General features: G+C 70.2%; 18 protein-coding genes and 1 other RNA gene. 12 read left to right on the top strand and 7 right to left on the bottom strand.

From position 1 onward, the window contains the following. Nucleotides 1-93: 93 nt before the first annotated feature. Nucleotides 94-1,677: an ATP-binding protein gene (locus QQJ79_RS04065; RefSeq protein WP_284221374.1), complete on the bottom strand. Its 1,584-nt coding sequence runs from the start codon at nt 1,675-1,677 to the stop codon at nt 94-96. Then, nucleotides 1,674-2,414: a response regulator gene (locus QQJ79_RS04060; RefSeq protein WP_284221373.1), complete on the bottom strand. Its 741-nt coding sequence runs from the start codon at nt 2,412-2,414 to the stop codon at nt 1,674-1,676. The genes QQJ79_RS04065 and QQJ79_RS04060 overlap by 4 nt, the downstream gene beginning before the upstream one ends. Between QQJ79_RS04060 and QQJ79_RS04055 the strand changes: the two genes are divergently transcribed. Both QQJ79_RS04055 and QQJ79_RS04050 read left to right on the top strand, forming a co-directional pair. Then, the gene (locus QQJ79_RS04055) at nt 2,404-3,270 is read left to right on the top strand and encodes an EF-hand domain-containing protein (RefSeq protein WP_284221372.1); all 867 of its coding nucleotides are present in this window, start codon (nt 2,404-2,406) and stop codon (nt 3,268-3,270) included. The two genes, QQJ79_RS04060 and QQJ79_RS04055, sit on opposite strands and share 11 nt — an antisense overlap. Nucleotides 3,271-3,370: 100 nt before the next feature. Continuing rightward, a complete protein-coding gene (locus QQJ79_RS04050) occupies nt 3,371-4,612 on the top strand; it encodes a S41 family peptidase (protein ID WP_284221371.1) in 1,242 nt (413 codons plus the stop codon). Here the strand turns inward: QQJ79_RS04050 and purT are convergent. Genes purT through tkt form a run of 3 tightly spaced genes read right to left on the bottom strand, consistent with a single transcriptional unit; the run spans nt 4,609 to nt 8,152 of the window. Then, nucleotides 4,609-5,802 (bottom strand): formate-dependent phosphoribosylglycinamide formyltransferase, encoded by a 1,194-nt coding sequence (gene purT, locus QQJ79_RS04045; RefSeq protein ID WP_284221370.1) that lies wholly within the window; start codon nt 5,800-5,802, stop codon nt 4,609-4,611. The two genes, QQJ79_RS04050 and purT, sit on opposite strands and share 4 nt — an antisense overlap. 1 nt (nt 5,803) lies before the next feature. Beyond that, a complete protein-coding gene (locus QQJ79_RS04040) occupies nt 5,804-6,199 on the bottom strand; it encodes a VOC family protein (RefSeq protein WP_284221367.1) in 396 nt (131 codons plus the stop codon). Between the two features lie 3 nt (nt 6,200-6,202). Next, on the bottom strand, nt 6,203-8,152 hold the full coding sequence (gene tkt, locus QQJ79_RS04035) for a transketolase (RefSeq protein WP_284221379.1): 1,950 nt from the start codon (nt 8,150-8,152) through the stop codon (nt 6,203-6,205). 142 nt (nt 8,153-8,294) lie between these two features. Here tkt and QQJ79_RS04030 point away from each other — a divergent pair, with 142 nt between their 5' ends. From QQJ79_RS04030 to QQJ79_RS04000, 7 genes are all read left to right on the top strand, one after another. Next, on the top strand, nt 8,295-8,552 hold the full coding sequence (locus QQJ79_RS04030) for a hypothetical protein (RefSeq protein ID WP_284221365.1): 258 nt from the start codon (nt 8,295-8,297) through the stop codon (nt 8,550-8,552). After that, complete coding sequence (locus QQJ79_RS04025; RefSeq protein WP_284221364.1) at nt 8,552-8,863, top strand: cell division protein ZapA; 312 nt, start codon at nt 8,552-8,554, stop codon at nt 8,861-8,863. Before QQJ79_RS04030 ends, QQJ79_RS04025 begins: the two co-directional genes overlap by 1 nt. A gap of 76 nt (nt 8,864-8,939) precedes the next feature. Next, on the top strand, nt 8,940-9,422 hold the full coding sequence (locus QQJ79_RS04020) for a MarR family winged helix-turn-helix transcriptional regulator (protein ID WP_284221362.1): 483 nt from the start codon (nt 8,940-8,942) through the stop codon (nt 9,420-9,422). Beyond that, nucleotides 9,419-10,771 (top strand): S41 family peptidase, encoded by a 1,353-nt coding sequence (locus QQJ79_RS04015; protein WP_284221360.1) that lies wholly within the window; start codon nt 9,419-9,421, stop codon nt 10,769-10,771. The genes QQJ79_RS04020 and QQJ79_RS04015 overlap by 4 nt, the downstream gene beginning before the upstream one ends. Nucleotides 10,772-10,821: 50 nt before the next feature. Beyond that, nucleotides 10,822-10,982, top strand: a non-coding RNA gene (gene ssrS, locus QQJ79_RS04010) — 6S RNA. A 112-nt stretch (nt 10,983-11,094) separates the two neighbouring features. Further along, entirely contained in the window at nt 11,095-11,640 is a 546-nt protein-coding gene (locus QQJ79_RS04005; protein ID WP_284221358.1) for a 5-formyltetrahydrofolate cyclo-ligase, read from the top strand. Beyond that, complete coding sequence (locus tag QQJ79_RS04000) at nt 11,637-12,461, top strand: TIGR00282 family metallophosphoesterase (RefSeq protein WP_284221355.1); 825 nt, start codon at nt 11,637-11,639, stop codon at nt 12,459-12,461. The genes QQJ79_RS04005 and QQJ79_RS04000 overlap by 4 nt, the downstream gene beginning before the upstream one ends. A 13-nt stretch (nt 12,462-12,474) precedes the next feature. On the opposite strand, the gene QQJ79_RS03995 is transcribed toward QQJ79_RS04000, so the two are convergent. Continuing rightward, on the bottom strand, nt 12,475-12,663 hold the full coding sequence (locus QQJ79_RS03995; RefSeq protein WP_284221353.1) for a hypothetical protein: 189 nt from the start codon (nt 12,661-12,663) through the stop codon (nt 12,475-12,477). A 170-nt stretch (nt 12,664-12,833) separates the two neighbouring features. Between QQJ79_RS03995 and QQJ79_RS03990 the strand changes: the two genes are divergently transcribed. The 3 genes from QQJ79_RS03990 to QQJ79_RS03980 all read left to right on the top strand — a co-directional run bounded on the left by QQJ79_RS03990 (nt 12,834) and on the right by QQJ79_RS03980 (nt 14,535). Beyond that, entirely contained in the window at nt 12,834-13,274 is a 441-nt protein-coding gene (locus QQJ79_RS03990; RefSeq protein WP_284221352.1) for a hypothetical protein, read from the top strand. A gap of 5 nt (nt 13,275-13,279) precedes the next feature. Further along, complete coding sequence (locus QQJ79_RS03985; protein WP_284221351.1) at nt 13,280-13,597, top strand: BlaI/MecI/CopY family transcriptional regulator; 318 nt, start codon at nt 13,280-13,282, stop codon at nt 13,595-13,597. Between the two features lie 107 nt (nt 13,598-13,704). Continuing rightward, nucleotides 13,705-14,535 (top strand): DUF5694 domain-containing protein, encoded by an 831-nt coding sequence (locus QQJ79_RS03980; RefSeq protein WP_284221349.1) that lies wholly within the window; start codon nt 13,705-13,707, stop codon nt 14,533-14,535. 6 nt (nt 14,536-14,541) lie between these two features. Here the strand turns inward: QQJ79_RS03980 and QQJ79_RS03975 are convergent, their stop codons facing one another. Beyond that, nucleotides 14,542-16,110 (bottom strand): alkaline phosphatase D family protein, encoded by a 1,569-nt coding sequence (locus QQJ79_RS03975; protein ID WP_284221348.1) that lies wholly within the window; start codon nt 16,108-16,110, stop codon nt 14,542-14,544. Between the last annotated feature and the right edge of the window lie 22 nt (nt 16,111-16,132).

The raw sequence follows: 16,132 nt of genomic DNA, 5'->3' as shown, positions 1-16,132 counted from the left end.
GCTGGGCCGCGGCCGCCGGAGCCGGCGCGGTCTGGGCGTGGACCAAGGCGGGGGGCGTCGCGAGCAGGGCCGCGACGAGGATCAGGGTGCGCATCAGGGCGTCTCCGTGGAACGTGCGAGTGGAAGGTGGAGCCGGGCGACCAGGCCGCCTTCGCTCCGGTTGGAAAGGGTCACGTCCCCGCCGTGGGCGCGCGCCGCCTGGCGGGCGACGGTCAGACCCAAGCCCGCCCCGCCGGTCTCGCGGCTGCGCGAGCGTTCGGCGCGGTGGAAGGGTTCGAACACGGCCTCGAGCTCGTCTTCGGGCAGGCCGGGGCCGTCGTCCTCGACCGTGACCACCGCGCGGCCGTCCTGGGCAAAGGCCTTCACCCGGGCCGCGCCGCCGTATTTGACGGCGTTGGCGATCAGATTGCCCAGCGCCCGGCGCAGGGCTGCGGGATCGGCCTCGACCGGCAGGGCGCCGCCGCCGTCGAAGACCACGGCGCCGCCGGTTTCGGAAAACCCGCCCGCGCAATCGGCCGCGAGGGCGTCGAGATCGAAGGCTTCGCGCCGCTCGGGCGTCGCCTCGCCGCGGACATAGGCCATCGCCTGGGCGATCAGGGCGTCCATCTCCTCGATGTCGGCGGCCATGCGGTCGCGCACCGCCTCCGGGGCCTGTTCGGCCCTGAAGCGCAGACGGGTCAGGGGCGTACGCAGGTCGTGGGCGATCGCGGCGACCGTCTGGGTCCGGCGACGCATATGGTCGCGCAGGGACGCCTGCATGTCATTGAAGGCATGGATGGCGGTGCGCACCTCGCTGGGGCCGGAGGGCGTCAGCGGCTCGGCCTCGGGGTCGGCGCCCAGCCGTTCGGCGGCGTCGGCGAAGACGCGGATCGGCCGGGTGAGCCTGCGCGCCATCCACCACACCAGCGGCGCCAGCAGCAGCATGGAAATGCCCAGCGCCATCAGGATGCGATACTGCCACGGCGACAACAGGCCGCGCGGCGGTTCGACCGTGGCCCAGCGGCCGTCCGGCTGGCGCACCGAGGCGGCGAACGGCGCGAAGGTCAGCCGGTCGGCGCGCACGGTGAATTGATGGGTCTCACGGTCGATCACGAAGACTCCGCCGTCCGGTCCGCCCGGCGCGGAGTGGCGCATCCGCAGATGGGCCTGTACCTCGGAGCCGCGCCGCATGATCACGGTCTCCTCGGCGGACCGGGGCGGGACCGAAACGACACCACCGGGGGGCGAAGGCGGAGCGGTGCGCGCGCCCTTCTCCGGCACGCCTTCGGGGCGCACAAGGACGAAATCCACCCGCCTTTCGGGCGGGCCGTCCTCGCCCGGTTCCGGCGCGCGCCGACGGCGGGGGCCGTGGTCGACGGTGACCCGGACAGCCTCCGACTCCACTCCGAGCCGCTGGGCCAGCCCGGCCCGGATCGCCAGAGCCATGGGGTCCATCCCGATGTCGAGCTCCGGCCCCGGCGGCCGATCGACGATGCGCCGCCGCAGGGCGCGGCCGTCGGCGGTCTCGGCCGGTTCGCCCTTCAGGGCGTCGGCCGCCGCCTCGATGCTGAAGCCGGCGGGCCGGGGCTCCGGCGCCAGGACCACCACGCCAAAGGCCACGGCCTGGGACATGACCACCGCCAGCACCGCCAGCGCCGCCACCTGCACCAGAACCGGGAAAGAGGAAGGGCGTCTCACGCAGCGCCCCGGGCCGATCCGTTGAGGCGCTCCACCCGGACGTCGAACATATAGCCTTCGCCGCGCAAGGTCTGGATCATCTCCAGGCCGGAGCCGTCGTCCAGCTTCTTCCTCAGCCGGCTGATCTGCACATCCATGGCCCGGTCGAAGACGTCGGCGTCGGCGCCCCGCGCGCGCTCCAGCAACTGGTCGCGGGTCAGGACGCGGCCCGGCCGTTCGGCGAAGGCCCGCAGCAGGGCGAACTCCCCCGCCGACAGGGCGACGGCGCGGCCGTCCGGCCGGGTCAGCTCGCGGCGCAACAGGTCCAGCCGCCAGCCGGCGAAGGTCAGGGCCGGTCCCTCGGCCGCAGCCTCATCGCGCGGGCGGCGCAACACCGCGCGGACGCGGGCCAGAAGTTCGCGGGGATTGCAGGGCTTGGCCAGATAGTCGTCGGCCCCCAGCTCCAGGCCGATGATCCGGTCCGTGTCCTCGCCCATGGCCGACAACATGACGATCGGCGGCCCCTTGCCGGCCAGACGGCGGCACACCGACAACCCGTCCTCGCCGGGCATCATCAGATCCAGCACGATCAGGTCCGGCGGCTGGTGCGCCACCGCGCGATCCATCTCGGCGGCCGAGGCGGCGCCGACGGCGTCATAACCGTGCAGGGCCAGGTAGTCGCACAGCACCTCGCGGATGCCGGGATCGTCGTCGACGACGAGAATACGGGGGGCGGCGTCGGCTTGCATGGCGGCCATTGTGGCGAACCCGATGCTCGCCGTCATTTCAGCGTTGAAACAATCGGCGGGCCTGTTGAAACACTACGGCAAGCGGGCCGTGGTCGAACAGGGGCCGCACAACAACGGGAGCCGACCCCTCATGCTGACCCTGATCGCCCTTTCCGCCGTCCTGATGCAGCAGACGCCGGCGCCGCCCGCCCCGCCTGAAGTCCACACCCGCATGATGGTCATGGGCGCCGACGGTCCCGGCGGCCTCGACAAGGACGGCGACGGCCAGATCACGCGGGAAGAGTTCGCCGCGCCGATGACCGACCATTTCGCCCGCATGGACGCGAACAACGACGGCCGCCTGTCGACCGAGGAACTGACCGCCGGTCACGCCGCCATGGCCGGCGGCGGCCACGACGTCATGATCATGCGCGGTCCGGGCGGCCACGGCGGGCCTGGCGTGCGGCATTTTGAAATGCGCCGCCCGCATCCCGGCGGCGAGGCCGGCGCCCATGCCGGGCATCCCGGGCACGGCGAGGGTCGGACCATGGTCTTCGTCGGCGGCGAGCCCGGCGCGGACGGTGAACGTCAGATCGTCATTCATGGCGGTCCCGGCGGCCACGCCATGATGGCGGGCGCCCATGCCGAAGGCGGCCCCGGCGAACGGATCGAAATCCGGCGCTTGGGCGGTCCCGGCGGCGAGCATGATCTCGACGCCGACGATGACGGCCGGATCAGCGAGGCCGAATTCAGCGCCCCCCTGCGCGAAGCCTTCGCCCGCATCGACGCCGATCGCTCGGGCTTCATCGAGGCGGGCGAACGCGGCTCCGGCGCCAGCGAGGTCTTTGTCCATCGCATCGAGACGCGGTCGGGCGACGAAGACTGATCGGGTCCGCGACTTCGTGACTTGAAAGGCGATCGAGGCGCGCTCTAATGGCGCCATGATCCTGCGGCGCCTTCATCATCTGTTGTCCGCATCGGCGGCGATGAGCCTGGCGCTCATCGCCGCTCCCGCGTTTGCGGCTGATCCGGGATCAGCGGCCGCCGCGCCGCCGGCGGCCTCCGCGTCGCTGGATCCCGAGCGGGCGCGCATGAACCAGAGGGTCTTCGACCGCGTCTGGAACGAGGTGCGCAGCCAGTACTACGATCCCGACCTGCACGGGGTGGACTGGAACGCCGCGCGCCGGACCTGGCGGCCTGTGGCGCTGACGGCGCCGGACGACCGGACCCTGTACCGCGCGCTCGGCGACATGCTCGATCTGCTGGACGATGACCACGCCGGGGCCGCCCCGCCGGCCGTGGCCCGGCGTCAGGACACGCTGCGTCAGCGGCGGCCCGCCATCGGCGTATCCTTGCGGCCCGAACCCTCGGGCGACGCCTGGCTGATCGAACACGTCCGTCCGGGTTCACCCGCCGCCGAGGCCGGCGTGGCCGTGGGCTGGCGGCTGGTCCCCGGCGAGGGCTCCCTGTGGACGCCGGAACAGGACATCGCCGAGGGCCGGTCCGTGACCCTGTCGCTGATCGACGGCGACGGCGCGGCGCGCCCGCTGACCCTGACTCCCCGCATGATGGAGCCGACGCCGGCCTTCGTCGCCGACCGCTCGCGGCCGGGGGTGCTGGTGTTGACCGTGGACGGCTTCGAGCTGGGACTGGGCCGCTGGATGGGCGACCAGCTGGAAGGTCTGCCGCCGGAAACCGACGTCGTCATCGACCTGCGCGGCAATCCGGGCGGGCGGTTGGTCGAGGCCGATGCGGTGCTCAGCTGTTTCCTGCCGCGCGACAGGCTGTGGGCGGCGCGGACCGGCCGCTCGGGACGGCGCGTGGAGCTGAGGACTGCGGGAGGCTGTGGCGATCTGGACGCGCCGGTCGGGAATGACGTGGCTGTCCTCGTCGACGCCAACAGCCGCAGCGCCGCTGAACTGACCCCCGCCGCCCTTCAGGAGGCGCGACGCGCGGTGGTGATCGGGGCGCCGACGGCGGGAGCGGTGCTGATCTCGCAGGAGACACGTTTGCCGGACGGCGGAAGGCTGAGTCTGAGCCGGGCCGACTTCGTCACCTCGGGCGGGGTTAGGCTGGAAAAGCGCGGCGTGACGCCCGACGTGGCCGCCCCCCTGACGCTGGAAGACCGCCGCGCCGGACGCGACCCGGGGCTCGAGGCCGCCCTGGCGGCCCTGGCCGGGCCACGCCTGGAACCGGCGATGGCGCTCCAGGCTGCGCCGTCGCTCTAGCCGGGGACGACGCGAACTCTCGAAGCCGCTTCGCGCGCCCGTTCGCGGGCCTGTTCCACGGTTTCGCCACGCGCCGTGGCCACGCCCATGCGGCGGCTGACATAGCTCTCGGGCTTGCCGAACAGGCGCAGGTCGGCGGTCGGCACGGACAGGGCCTCGGCCACCCCCTCGAAGGCGACGCCCACCGCATCCACGCCTCCATAGATCACGGCGCTGGCCCCGATGTCGCGCTGGCTGACGTCGACGGGCAGGCCGAGGATGGCGCGGGCATGCAGGGCGAATTCGCTCATGGTCTGGGTGGCCAGGGTGACGAGGCCGGTGTCGTGCGGCCGCGGCGACACTTCCGAAAACCAGACCTCGTCGCCCTTCACGAACAGCTCGACCCCGAAGACGCCGAGCCCGCCCAGCGCGTCGGTGACCTTGCGGGCGATGTCCTGCGCCGTGGCCAGGGCGGCGGGCGTCATCGCCTGCGGCTGCCAGCTCTCGACATAGTCGCCCTTGACCTGCCGGTGGCCGATGGGGGCGCAGAAGTCAGTGCGCACCGCGCCATCGCGCAGTGAGCGGACGGTCAGCAGGGTGATCTCGAAGTCGAAATCGATCCGGCCCTCGACGATCACCGTCGCCGTCTCGACCCGGCCGCCGGACTGGGCGTAAGCCCAGGCGTTGGCCGCGTCCTCCAGGGCGTCGATCATCGACTGGCCCTTGCCCGAGGAGGACATCACCGGCTTGATGAAGACCGGCAGACCGATGCGGTGCGCGGCCTCGGCCAGTTCTGCGGCCGATGTGGCGAAGGCGTAGGGACTGGTGGGCAGGCCGAGCTCTTCCGCCGCCAGCCGGCGGATGCCCTCGCGGTTCATGGTCAGCTGGGTGGCGCGCGCGGTGGGGATGACCGTGGCCAGTCCGGCGGCCTCGATCTGCGCCAGCACGTCCGTGGCGATGGCCTCGATCTCCGGCACGATGATGTGCGGCGCCTCGACCATGATGACGCCGTTCAGGATGTGCGCGTCGGTCATCGGGATGACATGGCTTCGGTGCGCCACCTGCATGGCCGGAGCGTTGGGATAGCGGTCGACGGCGATGACCTCGGCCCCCAGCCGCTGCAGCTCGATGGCCACCTCCTTGCCCAGCTCCCCGGCGCCGAGGAGCAGGACGCGCACGGCGCTGTCGGAGAGGGGGGTTCCAAGACGCATATCAGTCTCCGGTGTGGGCAGGCTCGATCAGGTCCCAGGCGTTGCCGTACAGGTCCTCGAAAACCACCACCTTGCCATAGGTTTCATGCCGCGGGGTCTCGCGAAAGACGACCCCGGCGGCGCTCCATTCGGCGTGGTCGCGCATCAGGTCGTCGGTCTCGAGAAACAGCCAGACCCGGCCGCCGGCCTGGTCGCCGACACGGGCGCGCTGTTCATCGTTGGCGGCCTTCGCCAGAATTAGCGAGGTGTCGCCACCCCTCGGCGTCACCCGCACCCAGCGCTTGCCGCCGCCCATGTCCGTGTCCTCGCTCAGCGCGAAGCCGAGCTTGCCGACATAGAAGGCGATGGCCGCGTCATAGTCCCGGACCAGTAGGCTGACGGCGCCGAGACGGGCCATGGTCTAGAGGCGCGCCTTCGCCGCCGCGACCACGGCCGCCGTGGTGATCCCGAACTTCTCATACAGCACCTCGGCCGGGGCGCTGGCGCCGAAGCCGGTCATGCCGACGAAGGCGCCGTCCTCGCCGATGAACCGCTCCCAGCCCTGCTGGATGGCGGCCTCGACGGCGACGCGGACCGTGCCGCGGCCGATGACGCTGTCCTGGTATTTCTTCGGCTGCTGGAAGAAGAGTTCGAAACAGGGGACCGAGACGACGCGGGTCGGCGTGCCCTCGGCCTCCAGCGCATCGGCGGCGGCCAGGGCCAGCGCCAGTTCCGTCCCCGTGCCGAACAGGGTGACCTTCGCTTCGCCCTTGGCGGCGCGGATCTCATAGGCGCCTTTCGCGGACAGATTCTCATGCGACGCGACCGTGCGCACGGCCGGCGTCTTCTGGCGCGACAGGGCCAGGGCCGAGGGCGCTGCCTTGTGCTCCAGCGCCGCCTGCCAGCATTCCATTGCCTCGACCGTGTCGGCGGGGCGGAAGACCAGCAGGTTGGGGATGGCGCGCAAGGCGGCCAGATGTTCGACCGGCTGGTGCGTCGGGCCGTCCTCGCCCAGTCCGATGCTGTCGTGGGTCAGGACGTGGATGGCGCGCACCCCCATCAGGGCGCCGAGGCGGATGGCCGGACGGCTGTAGTCCGAGAACACCATGAAGGTGCCGCCGTAGGGGATGACCCCGCCATGCAGGGCCATGCCGTTCATGGCCGCGGCCATGCCGAACTCGCGGATGCCCCAGTTGACGTAGCGACCCTCATAGGTCGGGGCGTCGAAGATCGGCGTGCCCTTGACGAAGGTGTTGTTCGAGCCGGTCAGGTCGGCCGAGCCGCCGATCAGTTCGGGAATGGCGGCGAACAGTTCGTCCAGGGCCGCGCCCGACGACTGGCGCGTGGCCTGGGCCGGCCTGGTCTCGATCAGTTCGGCGATGCGGGCGTTCAGGGCGTCGAAGGCGCCGGCGGGCAGGTCGCCCTTCATGGCGCGGGTGAAGTCTGATGCCTGGGACGAGGCGTTCAGCCGGGCTTCCCAGGCCTTGCGCTCTTTCACGCCGCGCTTGCCGACCTTCTTCCAGGCCTTGTCGACGGCCTGGGGCAGTTCGAACGGCTCGTGGGTCCAGGCCATGCCCAGCCGGGTGGCGGCGATCTCGGCCGCGCCCAGGGCGGCGCCGTGGGTCTTGTGGCTGCCTTCCATGGTGGCGGCGCCGCGACCGATCTTGGTCTTGCAGGCGATGAGGGTGGGCTTGTCCTGGCGGGTCGCCCACTGGAGGGCCGACTTGATGGCCTTCATGTCGTGGCCGTCGATCGCCTTTACGGCCCAGCCTGCGGCCTTGAAGCGTCCCTTCTGGTCGGTGGCGTCCGACAGCGACACCGCCCCGTCGATGGTGATGCTGTTGTCGTCCCAAAGCACGGTCAGCTTGTTCAGCCTGTAGCGGCCGGCGAGGGCGATCGCCTCCTGCGACACGCCTTCCATCAGGCAACCGTCGCCGGCGATGACCCAGGTCCGGTGGTCAACCAGATCGTCGCCGAATCGCGCCGCCAGATGGCGCTCGGCCATGGCGAAGCCGACGCTGTTGGCCAGACCCTGACCCAGCGGGCCGGTGGTGGTCTCGACGCCGGGCATATGGCCGAACTCGGGGTGGCCCGCGGTCTTCGAACCCCACTGGCGGAAGTTCGACAGCTGGTCTTTCGTCGCCGCCTTGTAGCCTGTCAGATGCAGCAGGCTGTAGATCAGCATCGAGCCGTGCCCGGCCGACAGGATGAAACGGTCGCGGTCGGCCCAGTCCGGGCGGCTGGCGTCGAACTTCAGGAATTTCGAAAACAGCACCGTCGCGACGTCCGCCATGCCCATCGGCATGCCGGGGTGGCCGCTCTTGGCCTTCTCCACCCCGTCCATCGACAGCACGCGTATGGCGTCGGCCATCTGTTTGGCTGTGGCTTTTTCGGATACGGTCTTGCTGTCGGCCACGGGAGGACCTTTCGTCGGGAGGCGGAAAAAGGGAGGCGCGCCGCTTTACCCCGGCGCGTCGGCGGGTTCTATACGGATTCTGGAGGATGTGACCCGAATGGACGCTGCATCGGCCGCCAAGGACCGAGTCGACCGCGCGCTGGCGCTGCTGGAACGCCGCCTGCTCGAGCTCAAGAGCCGGGCGGCCGGGACCAGCCGCGTGCCGGACGACGACCTGTTCGCGCCTGAACCCTCGACCGAGACCGACCGCGCGAGAATCCATGAACTGGAAGCCGCCGGCCGGGACGCCGCCGAGGCCCTGTCCCACGCGGCGGACGCCATCCGCGACAGTCTGGCCGAACAGGAGTCCCGCTGATGGCGACGGTGACCGTCGAGATCAACGGCCGCCCCTACGCCGTCGGTTGCGCCGACGGCCAGGAGGAGCGGGTCCGCATCCTGGCCAAACAGTTTGACGGCCATGTGCGTCAGGTGGCGGGCGAGGTCGGCCATGTCGGCGACATCCGCCTGTTCCTCATGGCGGGCCTCATGCTGGCCGACGAACTGCATGAGGTTCGCCTCGGCAATCCGGGCGCGTCCGCCGTCGCCGCCGCCGCATCGAGCGATGGCGTGGCCGAGGCGCTGAACGCCGTGGCCGCGCGGCTGGAGAAGATCGCCCAGGGACTGTGACGACGAACACACCGACGCCTGAAGGCTGTCGAATTTGTCATTTGAGGAGATATATAAGCCCTTATATATCTCCCCCATGCCTTATTCTCTCCAGACCCACGGGGTCCTTCTTCGCCGGCTCATCGACCATCTGGATGGAGCGGTCGAACAGGCCTACGCCGACGCGGGGCTGGATTATCGGCCCCGGTTCACCCCCATCTTCCGCGCCCTGCTCAACAAGGGCCCGGCGACCCTTCGCGCGCTGTCCCGGCACACCGGGGTCAGCCATTCCGCCGTCAGCCAGACCATCACCCAGATGGCGGCGCGCGGCTGGGTCTCGCTCGAAGCGGGGACCGACGCCCGCGAGCGCATCGTGACGCTCACCCCGTTCGCGAGGGAGAGCCTGCCTCGACTGGAGCAGTGCTGGGCCGCCACGGAGGCCGCCTCCCGCTCGCTGGACGAGGACGTCGGCCAGCCCCTCGCGGGCGTCCTGATCCGGGCGCTCGAAGCCCTCGAGCGCCGTCCTCTCGCCGACCGCCTCGCGGCGGCTTCTTCCGACAATCATGGAGTCAATCGATGAACCGGGTTCGCCTGTTCCTGTCCGTCTGCGCCCTGGCCGGCCTCGCCGGGACGCCTGCCCTGGCCCAGCAGGCGGCGCCGGCGCCGGTCGCCCGCGCTGAAGCCATGGCCCCGTTGAACGGCGGGCAGCGCGCCGCCGCCGTCGCGACGATCCTCCAGACGGTGCAAACCCGGTATGTCTTTCCCGATCGCGTCGCCGCCATCCGGGACCGACTGAACGAAGGACTGTCCAGCGGACGTTACGACACCGCCGACCCCAGTGTTTTCGCCGAGCGCGTGACCGCCGACCTGCGCGAGTCGAGCGGCGACGGCCACATGTATCTGAACCATGCGCCGGATGAATACGCGGCGGTCGCGGGGTCCGAGGTGGAGACCGCGGACAATCCGGCCTTCCAGGCCATCTGGGCCGCCGCCGCACTGCGCAGCAACCACGGCCTGACCGAGATGCGCATCCTGCCCGGCAATATCCGGTACCTCCGCATCGGCCAGTTCCACTGGGTCGCCGACCGCACGGGACAGGCCTACGACGACGCCATGCGCTTCCTGCGCGACGGCGACGCCCTGATCATCGATCTGCGGGGCAACGGAGGCGGGGACCATGCCGCCGTGCGCTACCTGCTCAGCCATTTCATGGAGCCGGACCAGCTCGACATCACCTTCCTGGAGGCGGGCAAGGATCCGGTCCAGTCACGCACGCTCGACAATCTTCCGGCCGGGCGCGTGCGCGGCAAGCCCCTCTATGTCCTGATCAACCGGCAGGTCGGATCGGCGGCCGAGGCCTTCGCCTATGACGTCCAGCAATTCCGGCTGGGAACGCTGATCGGCGCGACCACGGCCGGGGCGGCCAACAACAACACCTTCTTCCCCGTTGCGCCCGGCTTCATGCTGAGCGTCTCCTACGGCCGCCCGGTTCATCCCCTGTCCGGAACGAATTGGGAGGGCGCCGGCGTCAGCCCGGATGTCGCCGTGGATCCGGACGCCGCGCTGGACACGGCGGCGGCGCAGGCGCTGGAGACGCTGCTGGCCCGGGCCGGGGCCGACCCGGTCGACCGCGCCGGTTGGGAATGGGCCCAGACCGCCGTCCGCGCCCGGCTGCATCCGCCCACCATCGCGCCCGACCGTCTGCAGGCCCTGGCGGGAACCTACGGCGGCCGCGTCATCCTGTTCGAGGACGGCGGCCTGGTCTGGCGACGCGCCAATGGCCAGAAGGCGAAGCTGGTGCCCATGACCGCCGATTCTCTCTTCTCGGTGGAAGGCTACGACGACCGGTTGCGCTTCCGGCTGACTGGCGACGCCCTCGAGATGCAGCGGATCGACGAGCCGGCGCCGTCCCGGTTCACGCGGGACTGAGTCCGGCCATTGTTCCGCCCCGGCTTAGGGACTATCTTGCTCGACGGCGGGTCCTGCTGCGGCTCTCGTCGAAGGCAACATTTCCTTGCGACCTTAATTCACTCAAAGGGAGCTGTCCCTGATCAGGCCCGTGGGCCTGGGCACACGGCGCCCACCTGGCTACCCAGGTCGAGAGGATTTAAACGCCCTTCACGGTTCTTGCGGCGCCGCCAACCTTCCCTTCCTGCGCTATTGCTCGCCGCGCGGCGGCTCACGGCTTGAGCGCGGTCCGCGCGCGCGTTAGGGCTGCGGGGCGTGTTCGACGCGGCCGGACGGTTCCTCCCATGACCGACAAGCATCAGCTTCGCGCCGCGATGCGGGCCACGCGCAAACGTCTGGCCGGGCTGGATGCGGGCGCCGCGGACCGCGCGGCGGAACAGGCCGGAGCCCTCCCGCCCGGCCGGATTGTCGCCGTCTATCGCGCCATCGGCTCGGAACTGGACGTGGCGGCCCTTTCGCTGGCCTTGGAGCGGGCGGGCCGCGAACTGTGCCTTCCGGTCGTGGTGGAGCGCGATGCGCCGATGATCTTCCGCCGCTGGTCGCCCGGCGAGCCGCTGGAACTGGACGAGGCGGGTGTGCCGGCCCCGTTTCCGCTCGCCGGGGTCGTCGATCCCGACCTGATCCTGACGCCGCTACTGGCCTTCGACGCCCGGGGCGGACGTCTGGGGCAGGGTGGGGGCTATTACGATCGGACCTTCGGGGCGCGCCCCGACGTCGCCCGGATCGGCTTCGCCTATGCGGGGCAGGAGGTCGATGAACTGCCCGTCGAGGCCCACGACGTCCGTCTGCATGGCGTTCTGACCGAGACCGGCTATAGACCCTTCGCATGAGACTGGCTTTTTTCGGTGATGTCGTCGGCAAGTCTGGACGGGACGGCCTGAGCGACCACCTGCCCGGGCTGAAGCGCGACCTGAAACTCGACTTCGTGGTGGTCAACGCCGAGAACGCCGCGGGCGGATTCGGCATCACCGAGAACACCGCGCGCGAGCTGTTCATGGCCGGCGCCGACTGCCTCACCCTGGGCAACCACAGCTGGGACCAGCGCGAGGCCCTGACCTATATCGTGCGCGAGCCGCGCCTGATCCGCCCGCTCAACTACCCCCGCCTGATGGACGCCCCCGGCGCCGGCGCCAATCTGTTCGAGACCCACAGCGGCAAGACGGTGCTGGTCATGAATGTGCTGGGCCGCATCCACATGGACCCGATGGACTGCCCGTTCAGCGCGGTCGAGAAGGAGCTGGCGGCCTGTCCCATGGGCGCCGTCGCCGACGCCATCATCGTCGACATGCATTGCGAGGCGACGTCGGAGAAAATGGCCATGGGCCATTTCTGCGATGGCCGCGCCTCGCTTGTGGTCGGAACCCACACCCACGTCCCGACCGCCGACTGCCAGATCCTGCCCGGCGGCACGGCCTATCAGACCGACGCGGGCGGCTGCTGCGACTACGACAGCGTCATCGGCAATGAGAAGGAAGAGCCGCTGCGGCGCTTCACCACCCGCCTTTCGGGCGGCCGCTACGTTCCGGCGCACGGCCCGGCGACGGTCTGCGGCGTCTATGTCGAGACGGACGACAGGACGGGACTGGCCACACGGGTGGAGCCGATCCGGGTCGGCGGTCGGTTGAGCCAGGCGGTTCCTGTTCTGGCCTGATCCGCGCCGCGCCTTACAGGCGCGTCAGGGCCGCCATCATCTCGCCGATGCCCAGGGCGATCCCGAGGATCACCGGCGCGCCCTTGAACAGCACCAGACCGGCCAGAGCGACGATCAGCCAGGTCTCGATTTTCTCGGCCCGTGCGCGCCGCCTGTCGGCCTGCTCGATTCGCCTGCATCTCGCGGCTCCGGCGTCGTTCATGAAGAATCTCCAGGGGGCGTCTGTTGCTCAAGGCGACTTGACAGGGAGGTTTACAATCGTAATCTCACAAGATTACAGCTGTAGTCAATGTGTGGCGGCAGGCCCCCGCCTTTCCCGAATTTCAACCAAGGAGCGCCTCGATGTCTGATCCTCGAATTTCCGGAGCCGGTATGGCCGTCCTCCTGGCCGGGCTGGCGTCGCCGGGCGTGGCCCTGGCGGCGCCCCCCGGACTCACGCCGGGCGATGTGTTCGGTGATGCGGCGCCGAGCGTGAAGCTGGTCATGCTGGCGCTGGTCGTGGGTGCGCTGGCCGCCGTGATCGTCACAGCGCTCAAGCTGGCGTCCGGGCGGCGACTGTCGGGGGGCTCGGCCTATGTTTCCGCCTTGCGGTTGGGCGGTCCGTTGCTGGGGTTGATGGGTGCGATGTACGTGCTGCTCATGGGCTTCATCGGCATCGCCAACGCCAGGGCAGCCGTCCCAGTGGCGGTATTGGCGCCGGGCTTCGCCGAGGCTGCCCTGCTGTTTCTGCTCGGACTGCTGGCGGGCGTCGTCGGCGTGATCTGTCACTGGATCATCGAGGCGCGCATCGACCGCACCGTCCTGGGATCCTGAAGGCGGTGCGCCTGCACGTCACCGAGGCTGAAAGCGCGATCCTCGCCGCCCTCTGGTCCCGCGGCCCGCTCTCCTTCGCCAGCCTCATCGAGGAGGTGAAGGCCGCCAACGCCTGGGGCGACGCGACGATCAAGACCCTTCTGCATCGCCTGATGCAGAAGGGCGCCGTCCGCTCGCAGAAGGAGGACGGACGCCAGCGCTATCATGCCGTGATCGACCGCCAAGCCTATGTGGAGGGCGAGGTCCAGGACCTGCTCGACCGCCTGTTCGACGGCAAGCCCGACCGCCTCGTCGCCCTGCTGGCGGACCGGCTGGACCTCTAGGCTACGGGTCAGGTCCGCCGCCGCTGCTTCCCGTCGGAAAAAATCGCGGCCGCTGCATCCGAACGGTCGGGTTCCGGCCTCTCGTCTCCAGACCCGGAGCCCTGCCCATGCTGAAACTTCTCGCGGCCGTGATGGCCCTCGTCCTGCCGACCGCCGCCATGGCCCAGACGCCCGAACCGGCGCCGATCGAGGTCATGGTTCTGGGGACCTACCACATGGGCAACCCGGGTCAGGACCTGCACAACGCCCGTATTGATCCGGTCACCACCCCGGAGAAGCAGGCGGAGCTCGAGGCTGTCGCCGAGGCGCTGGCCCGGTTCCAGCCGACCGCCGTCGCCGTCGAACGGATCGCCCGCGACCAGTCCACCCTGCTGGATCACCGCTACCCGGACTTCACCCCGGCGGACCTGACGACCAACCCCGACGAACGGGTCCAGGTCGCCTATCGGCTGGCCCACCGGCTGGGGCTTGCGCGCGTCTACGCCATCGACGAGCAGGACCGCGAGGGCCAGCCGTCCTATTTTCCCTTCGAGGACGTGCAGCTCTGGGCCGAGGCCAACGGCGCCGGCGAGCGTCTCGGCGCCATGCATGGCGAGATCGCGACCATGCTCGCTGACCTCGAGCGACGCCAGGCGACCGAAACCGTTAGCCAACTGCTGGCGCGGATGAATACGCCCGAGCGGGTGCGATGGGACCAGGGCTTCTATGCGCGCCTGATGACCTTCGGGGCCGGAGACGCCCAGCCCGGCGCGGTGCTGAACGCGCGCTGGTACGCCCGCAACGCCCAGATATTCGCCCGTCTCCTGCAGGTCGCGCGGCCCGGGGATCGCATCGTCGTCGTCTACGGCTCGGGCCACAACTACTGGCTCCGGCAGATGGTGGAGACGACGCCGGGGTTCCGCCTCGTCGAGCCTGCGGAATACCTGCCGACCTCCTGACGGCTGTCAGGCCGGGACTACCCGGGCGTCGCCGCTGGCCACCGCGAATTTCGCCCGGGTGCTCAGCGTCCCGCCGCGCTCCGACACCTTGTCCAGCACCTTGAACTCGGTTTGCCAGCGTTCGGGCGTGACGTCGCAGACGACATAGCCGCGCTGGGCGTTGTTGAATTTCAGGAACGGATTGTCGGCCAGATAGCGACGGCCCTCGGCGCGCTGGTCCTGACCGTCGCCCGATGAGCTGATCGAGGTCGCGACGAACTCCGAGGCGATCGGCGCGCCCTCGGGGTTGCGGCTGTCGCGATACAGCTCGCCGGCGTAATTCTGGTGTTCGTCCCCGGTCAGGACCACGGTGTTGCCGATGCGGCGCTCGCGCAGCCGGTCCAGCAGCCGCTGGCGCGGGATCGAATAGCCGGCCCAGCTGTCGAGGTTGTAGCCGGGCTCAGGTCCCTCCTTGCGGTCCAGGTCCATCACCATGATCTGCTGCGCCAGCACCTTCCAGTGGGCGCGCGACTGGTCGAGGTTTCTGTACAGCCAGGCTTCCTGCGCCTGGCCCAGCACCTGGGCGTTCGCGGCCGAGACCCCGGCGCAGGTCGTGGCCCAGGCGTCGTCGCAGGGCTGGTCCGAGCGGTGGGAGCGGGTGTCGAGGAAGTTCAGGTCCAGCAGGTCGCCCCAGGCCGCGTGGCGGTACAGCTGCATCTCCGACCCGCGCGGGAAGGCCGAGCGGCGCAGCGGCATGTGTTCGTAGAAGGCCTGGGCCGCCGCCTGCCGCCGCAGCAGGAACACCTCCGGCGGCACGCCGTCGTCGAGGTCCGAAACCCAGTTGTTGGCGACCTCGTGATCGTCCCAGGTCACGTACCACGCCGTCGCCGCGTGGCTGGCCTGCAGGTCCGCATCCAGCTTGTACTGGGCGTAGCGCCGCCGGTAGTCGTCGAGGCTGTAAATCTCGCCGCCCAGATGCTGGCGCGGGTTTTCGACCGTGCCGCCGGAGCCGGTGTAGGTGCGGTTGCCGCGACCCTCGTAGATGTAGTCGCCATAGCAGTAGACGAAGTCGAGGTCCTCGCCCGCCGCCTTGCGATGGGCGGTGTAGAAGCCCTGCTCATAGGCCTGGCAGCCGAGCACGCCGAACCGGGCCCGGGCCACTGCGGCGCCCGCCGTCGGCGCCGTCTTCGCACGGCCCGAGGGGGTGCGCTCGGCCCCGGCGATGAAGCGGTAGAAATAGTCCCGGCCGGGCTCCAGCCCCGTGACCTCGACATGGACCGCGTGGCCGAGTTCGGGTCGAGCGATCACCTCGCCTCTCTGCGCCACGTTGGAAAAGCCGCGATCCGTTGCGATTTCCCACCTCACCGGCACGGGCGCCGAGGGCATGCCGTGGCCGATCTCGAGCGGTCGGGGGGCCAGCCGGGTCCAGATGACGAACCCGTCGGGGGCGGGATCGCCGGCGGCGATGCCCAGCTGGAAAGGATATTCGGCGAACACCGGATCGGCCAGCGCCTGGCGGCCTGAGCCCACAGCGACGCCGCCGGCGCCCAGCGCCAGCATCAGTCCACGGCGGGAGACGGAATCAGGCAGGCGCATAGGGACCTCCGGGGCTGCGAAG

Origin of the sequence: Brevundimonas denitrificans (genome assembly GCF_030160755.1) — a bacterium.
In the GTDB taxonomy this organism is placed as follows: Bacteria; Pseudomonadota; Alphaproteobacteria; order Caulobacterales; family Caulobacteraceae; genus Brevundimonas; species Brevundimonas denitrificans.
This window is presented reverse-complemented; position numbering and strand designations above follow the sequence as displayed.

Coding starts and splice junctions, on each gene's coding strand:
- QQJ79_RS04055 (WP_284221372.1), top strand. CDS start 2,404: ATGGCGGCCATTGTGGCGAACCCGATGCTCGCCGTCATTTCAGCGTTG.
- QQJ79_RS04060 (WP_284221373.1), bottom strand. CDS start 2,414: ATGGCCGCCATGCAAGCCGACGCCGCCCCCCGTATTCTCGTCGTCGAC.
- QQJ79_RS04050 (WP_284221371.1), top strand. CDS start 3,371: ATGAGCCTGGCGCTCATCGCCGCTCCCGCGTTTGCGGCTGATCCGGGA.
- purT (WP_284221370.1), bottom strand. CDS start 5,802: ATGCGTCTTGGAACCCCCCTCTCCGACAGCGCCGTGCGCGTCCTGCTC.
- QQJ79_RS04040 (WP_284221367.1), bottom strand. CDS start 6,199: ATGGCCCGTCTCGGCGCCGTCAGCCTACTGGTCCGGGACTATGACGCG.
- tkt (WP_284221379.1), bottom strand. CDS start 8,152: ATGGCCGACGCCATACGCGTGCTGTCGATGGACGGGGTGGAGAAGGCC.
- QQJ79_RS04030 (WP_284221365.1), top strand. CDS start 8,295: ATGGACGCTGCATCGGCCGCCAAGGACCGAGTCGACCGCGCGCTGGCG.
- QQJ79_RS04025 (WP_284221364.1), top strand. CDS start 8,552: ATGGCGACGGTGACCGTCGAGATCAACGGCCGCCCCTACGCCGTCGGT.
- QQJ79_RS04020 (WP_284221362.1), top strand. CDS start 8,940: ATGCCTTATTCTCTCCAGACCCACGGGGTCCTTCTTCGCCGGCTCATC.
- QQJ79_RS04015 (WP_284221360.1), top strand. CDS start 9,419: ATGAACCGGGTTCGCCTGTTCCTGTCCGTCTGCGCCCTGGCCGGCCTC.
- QQJ79_RS04005 (WP_284221358.1), top strand. CDS start 11,095: ATGACCGACAAGCATCAGCTTCGCGCCGCGATGCGGGCCACGCGCAAA.
- QQJ79_RS04000 (WP_284221355.1), top strand. CDS start 11,637: ATGAGACTGGCTTTTTTCGGTGATGTCGTCGGCAAGTCTGGACGGGAC.
- QQJ79_RS03995 (WP_284221353.1), bottom strand. CDS start 12,663: ATGAACGACGCCGGAGCCGCGAGATGCAGGCGAATCGAGCAGGCCGAC.
- QQJ79_RS03990 (WP_284221352.1), top strand. CDS start 12,834: ATGGCCGTCCTCCTGGCCGGGCTGGCGTCGCCGGGCGTGGCCCTGGCG.
- QQJ79_RS03980 (WP_284221349.1), top strand. CDS start 13,705: ATGCTGAAACTTCTCGCGGCCGTGATGGCCCTCGTCCTGCCGACCGCC.
- QQJ79_RS03975 (WP_284221348.1), bottom strand. CDS start 16,110: ATGCGCCTGCCTGATTCCGTCTCCCGCCGTGGACTGATGCTGGCGCTG.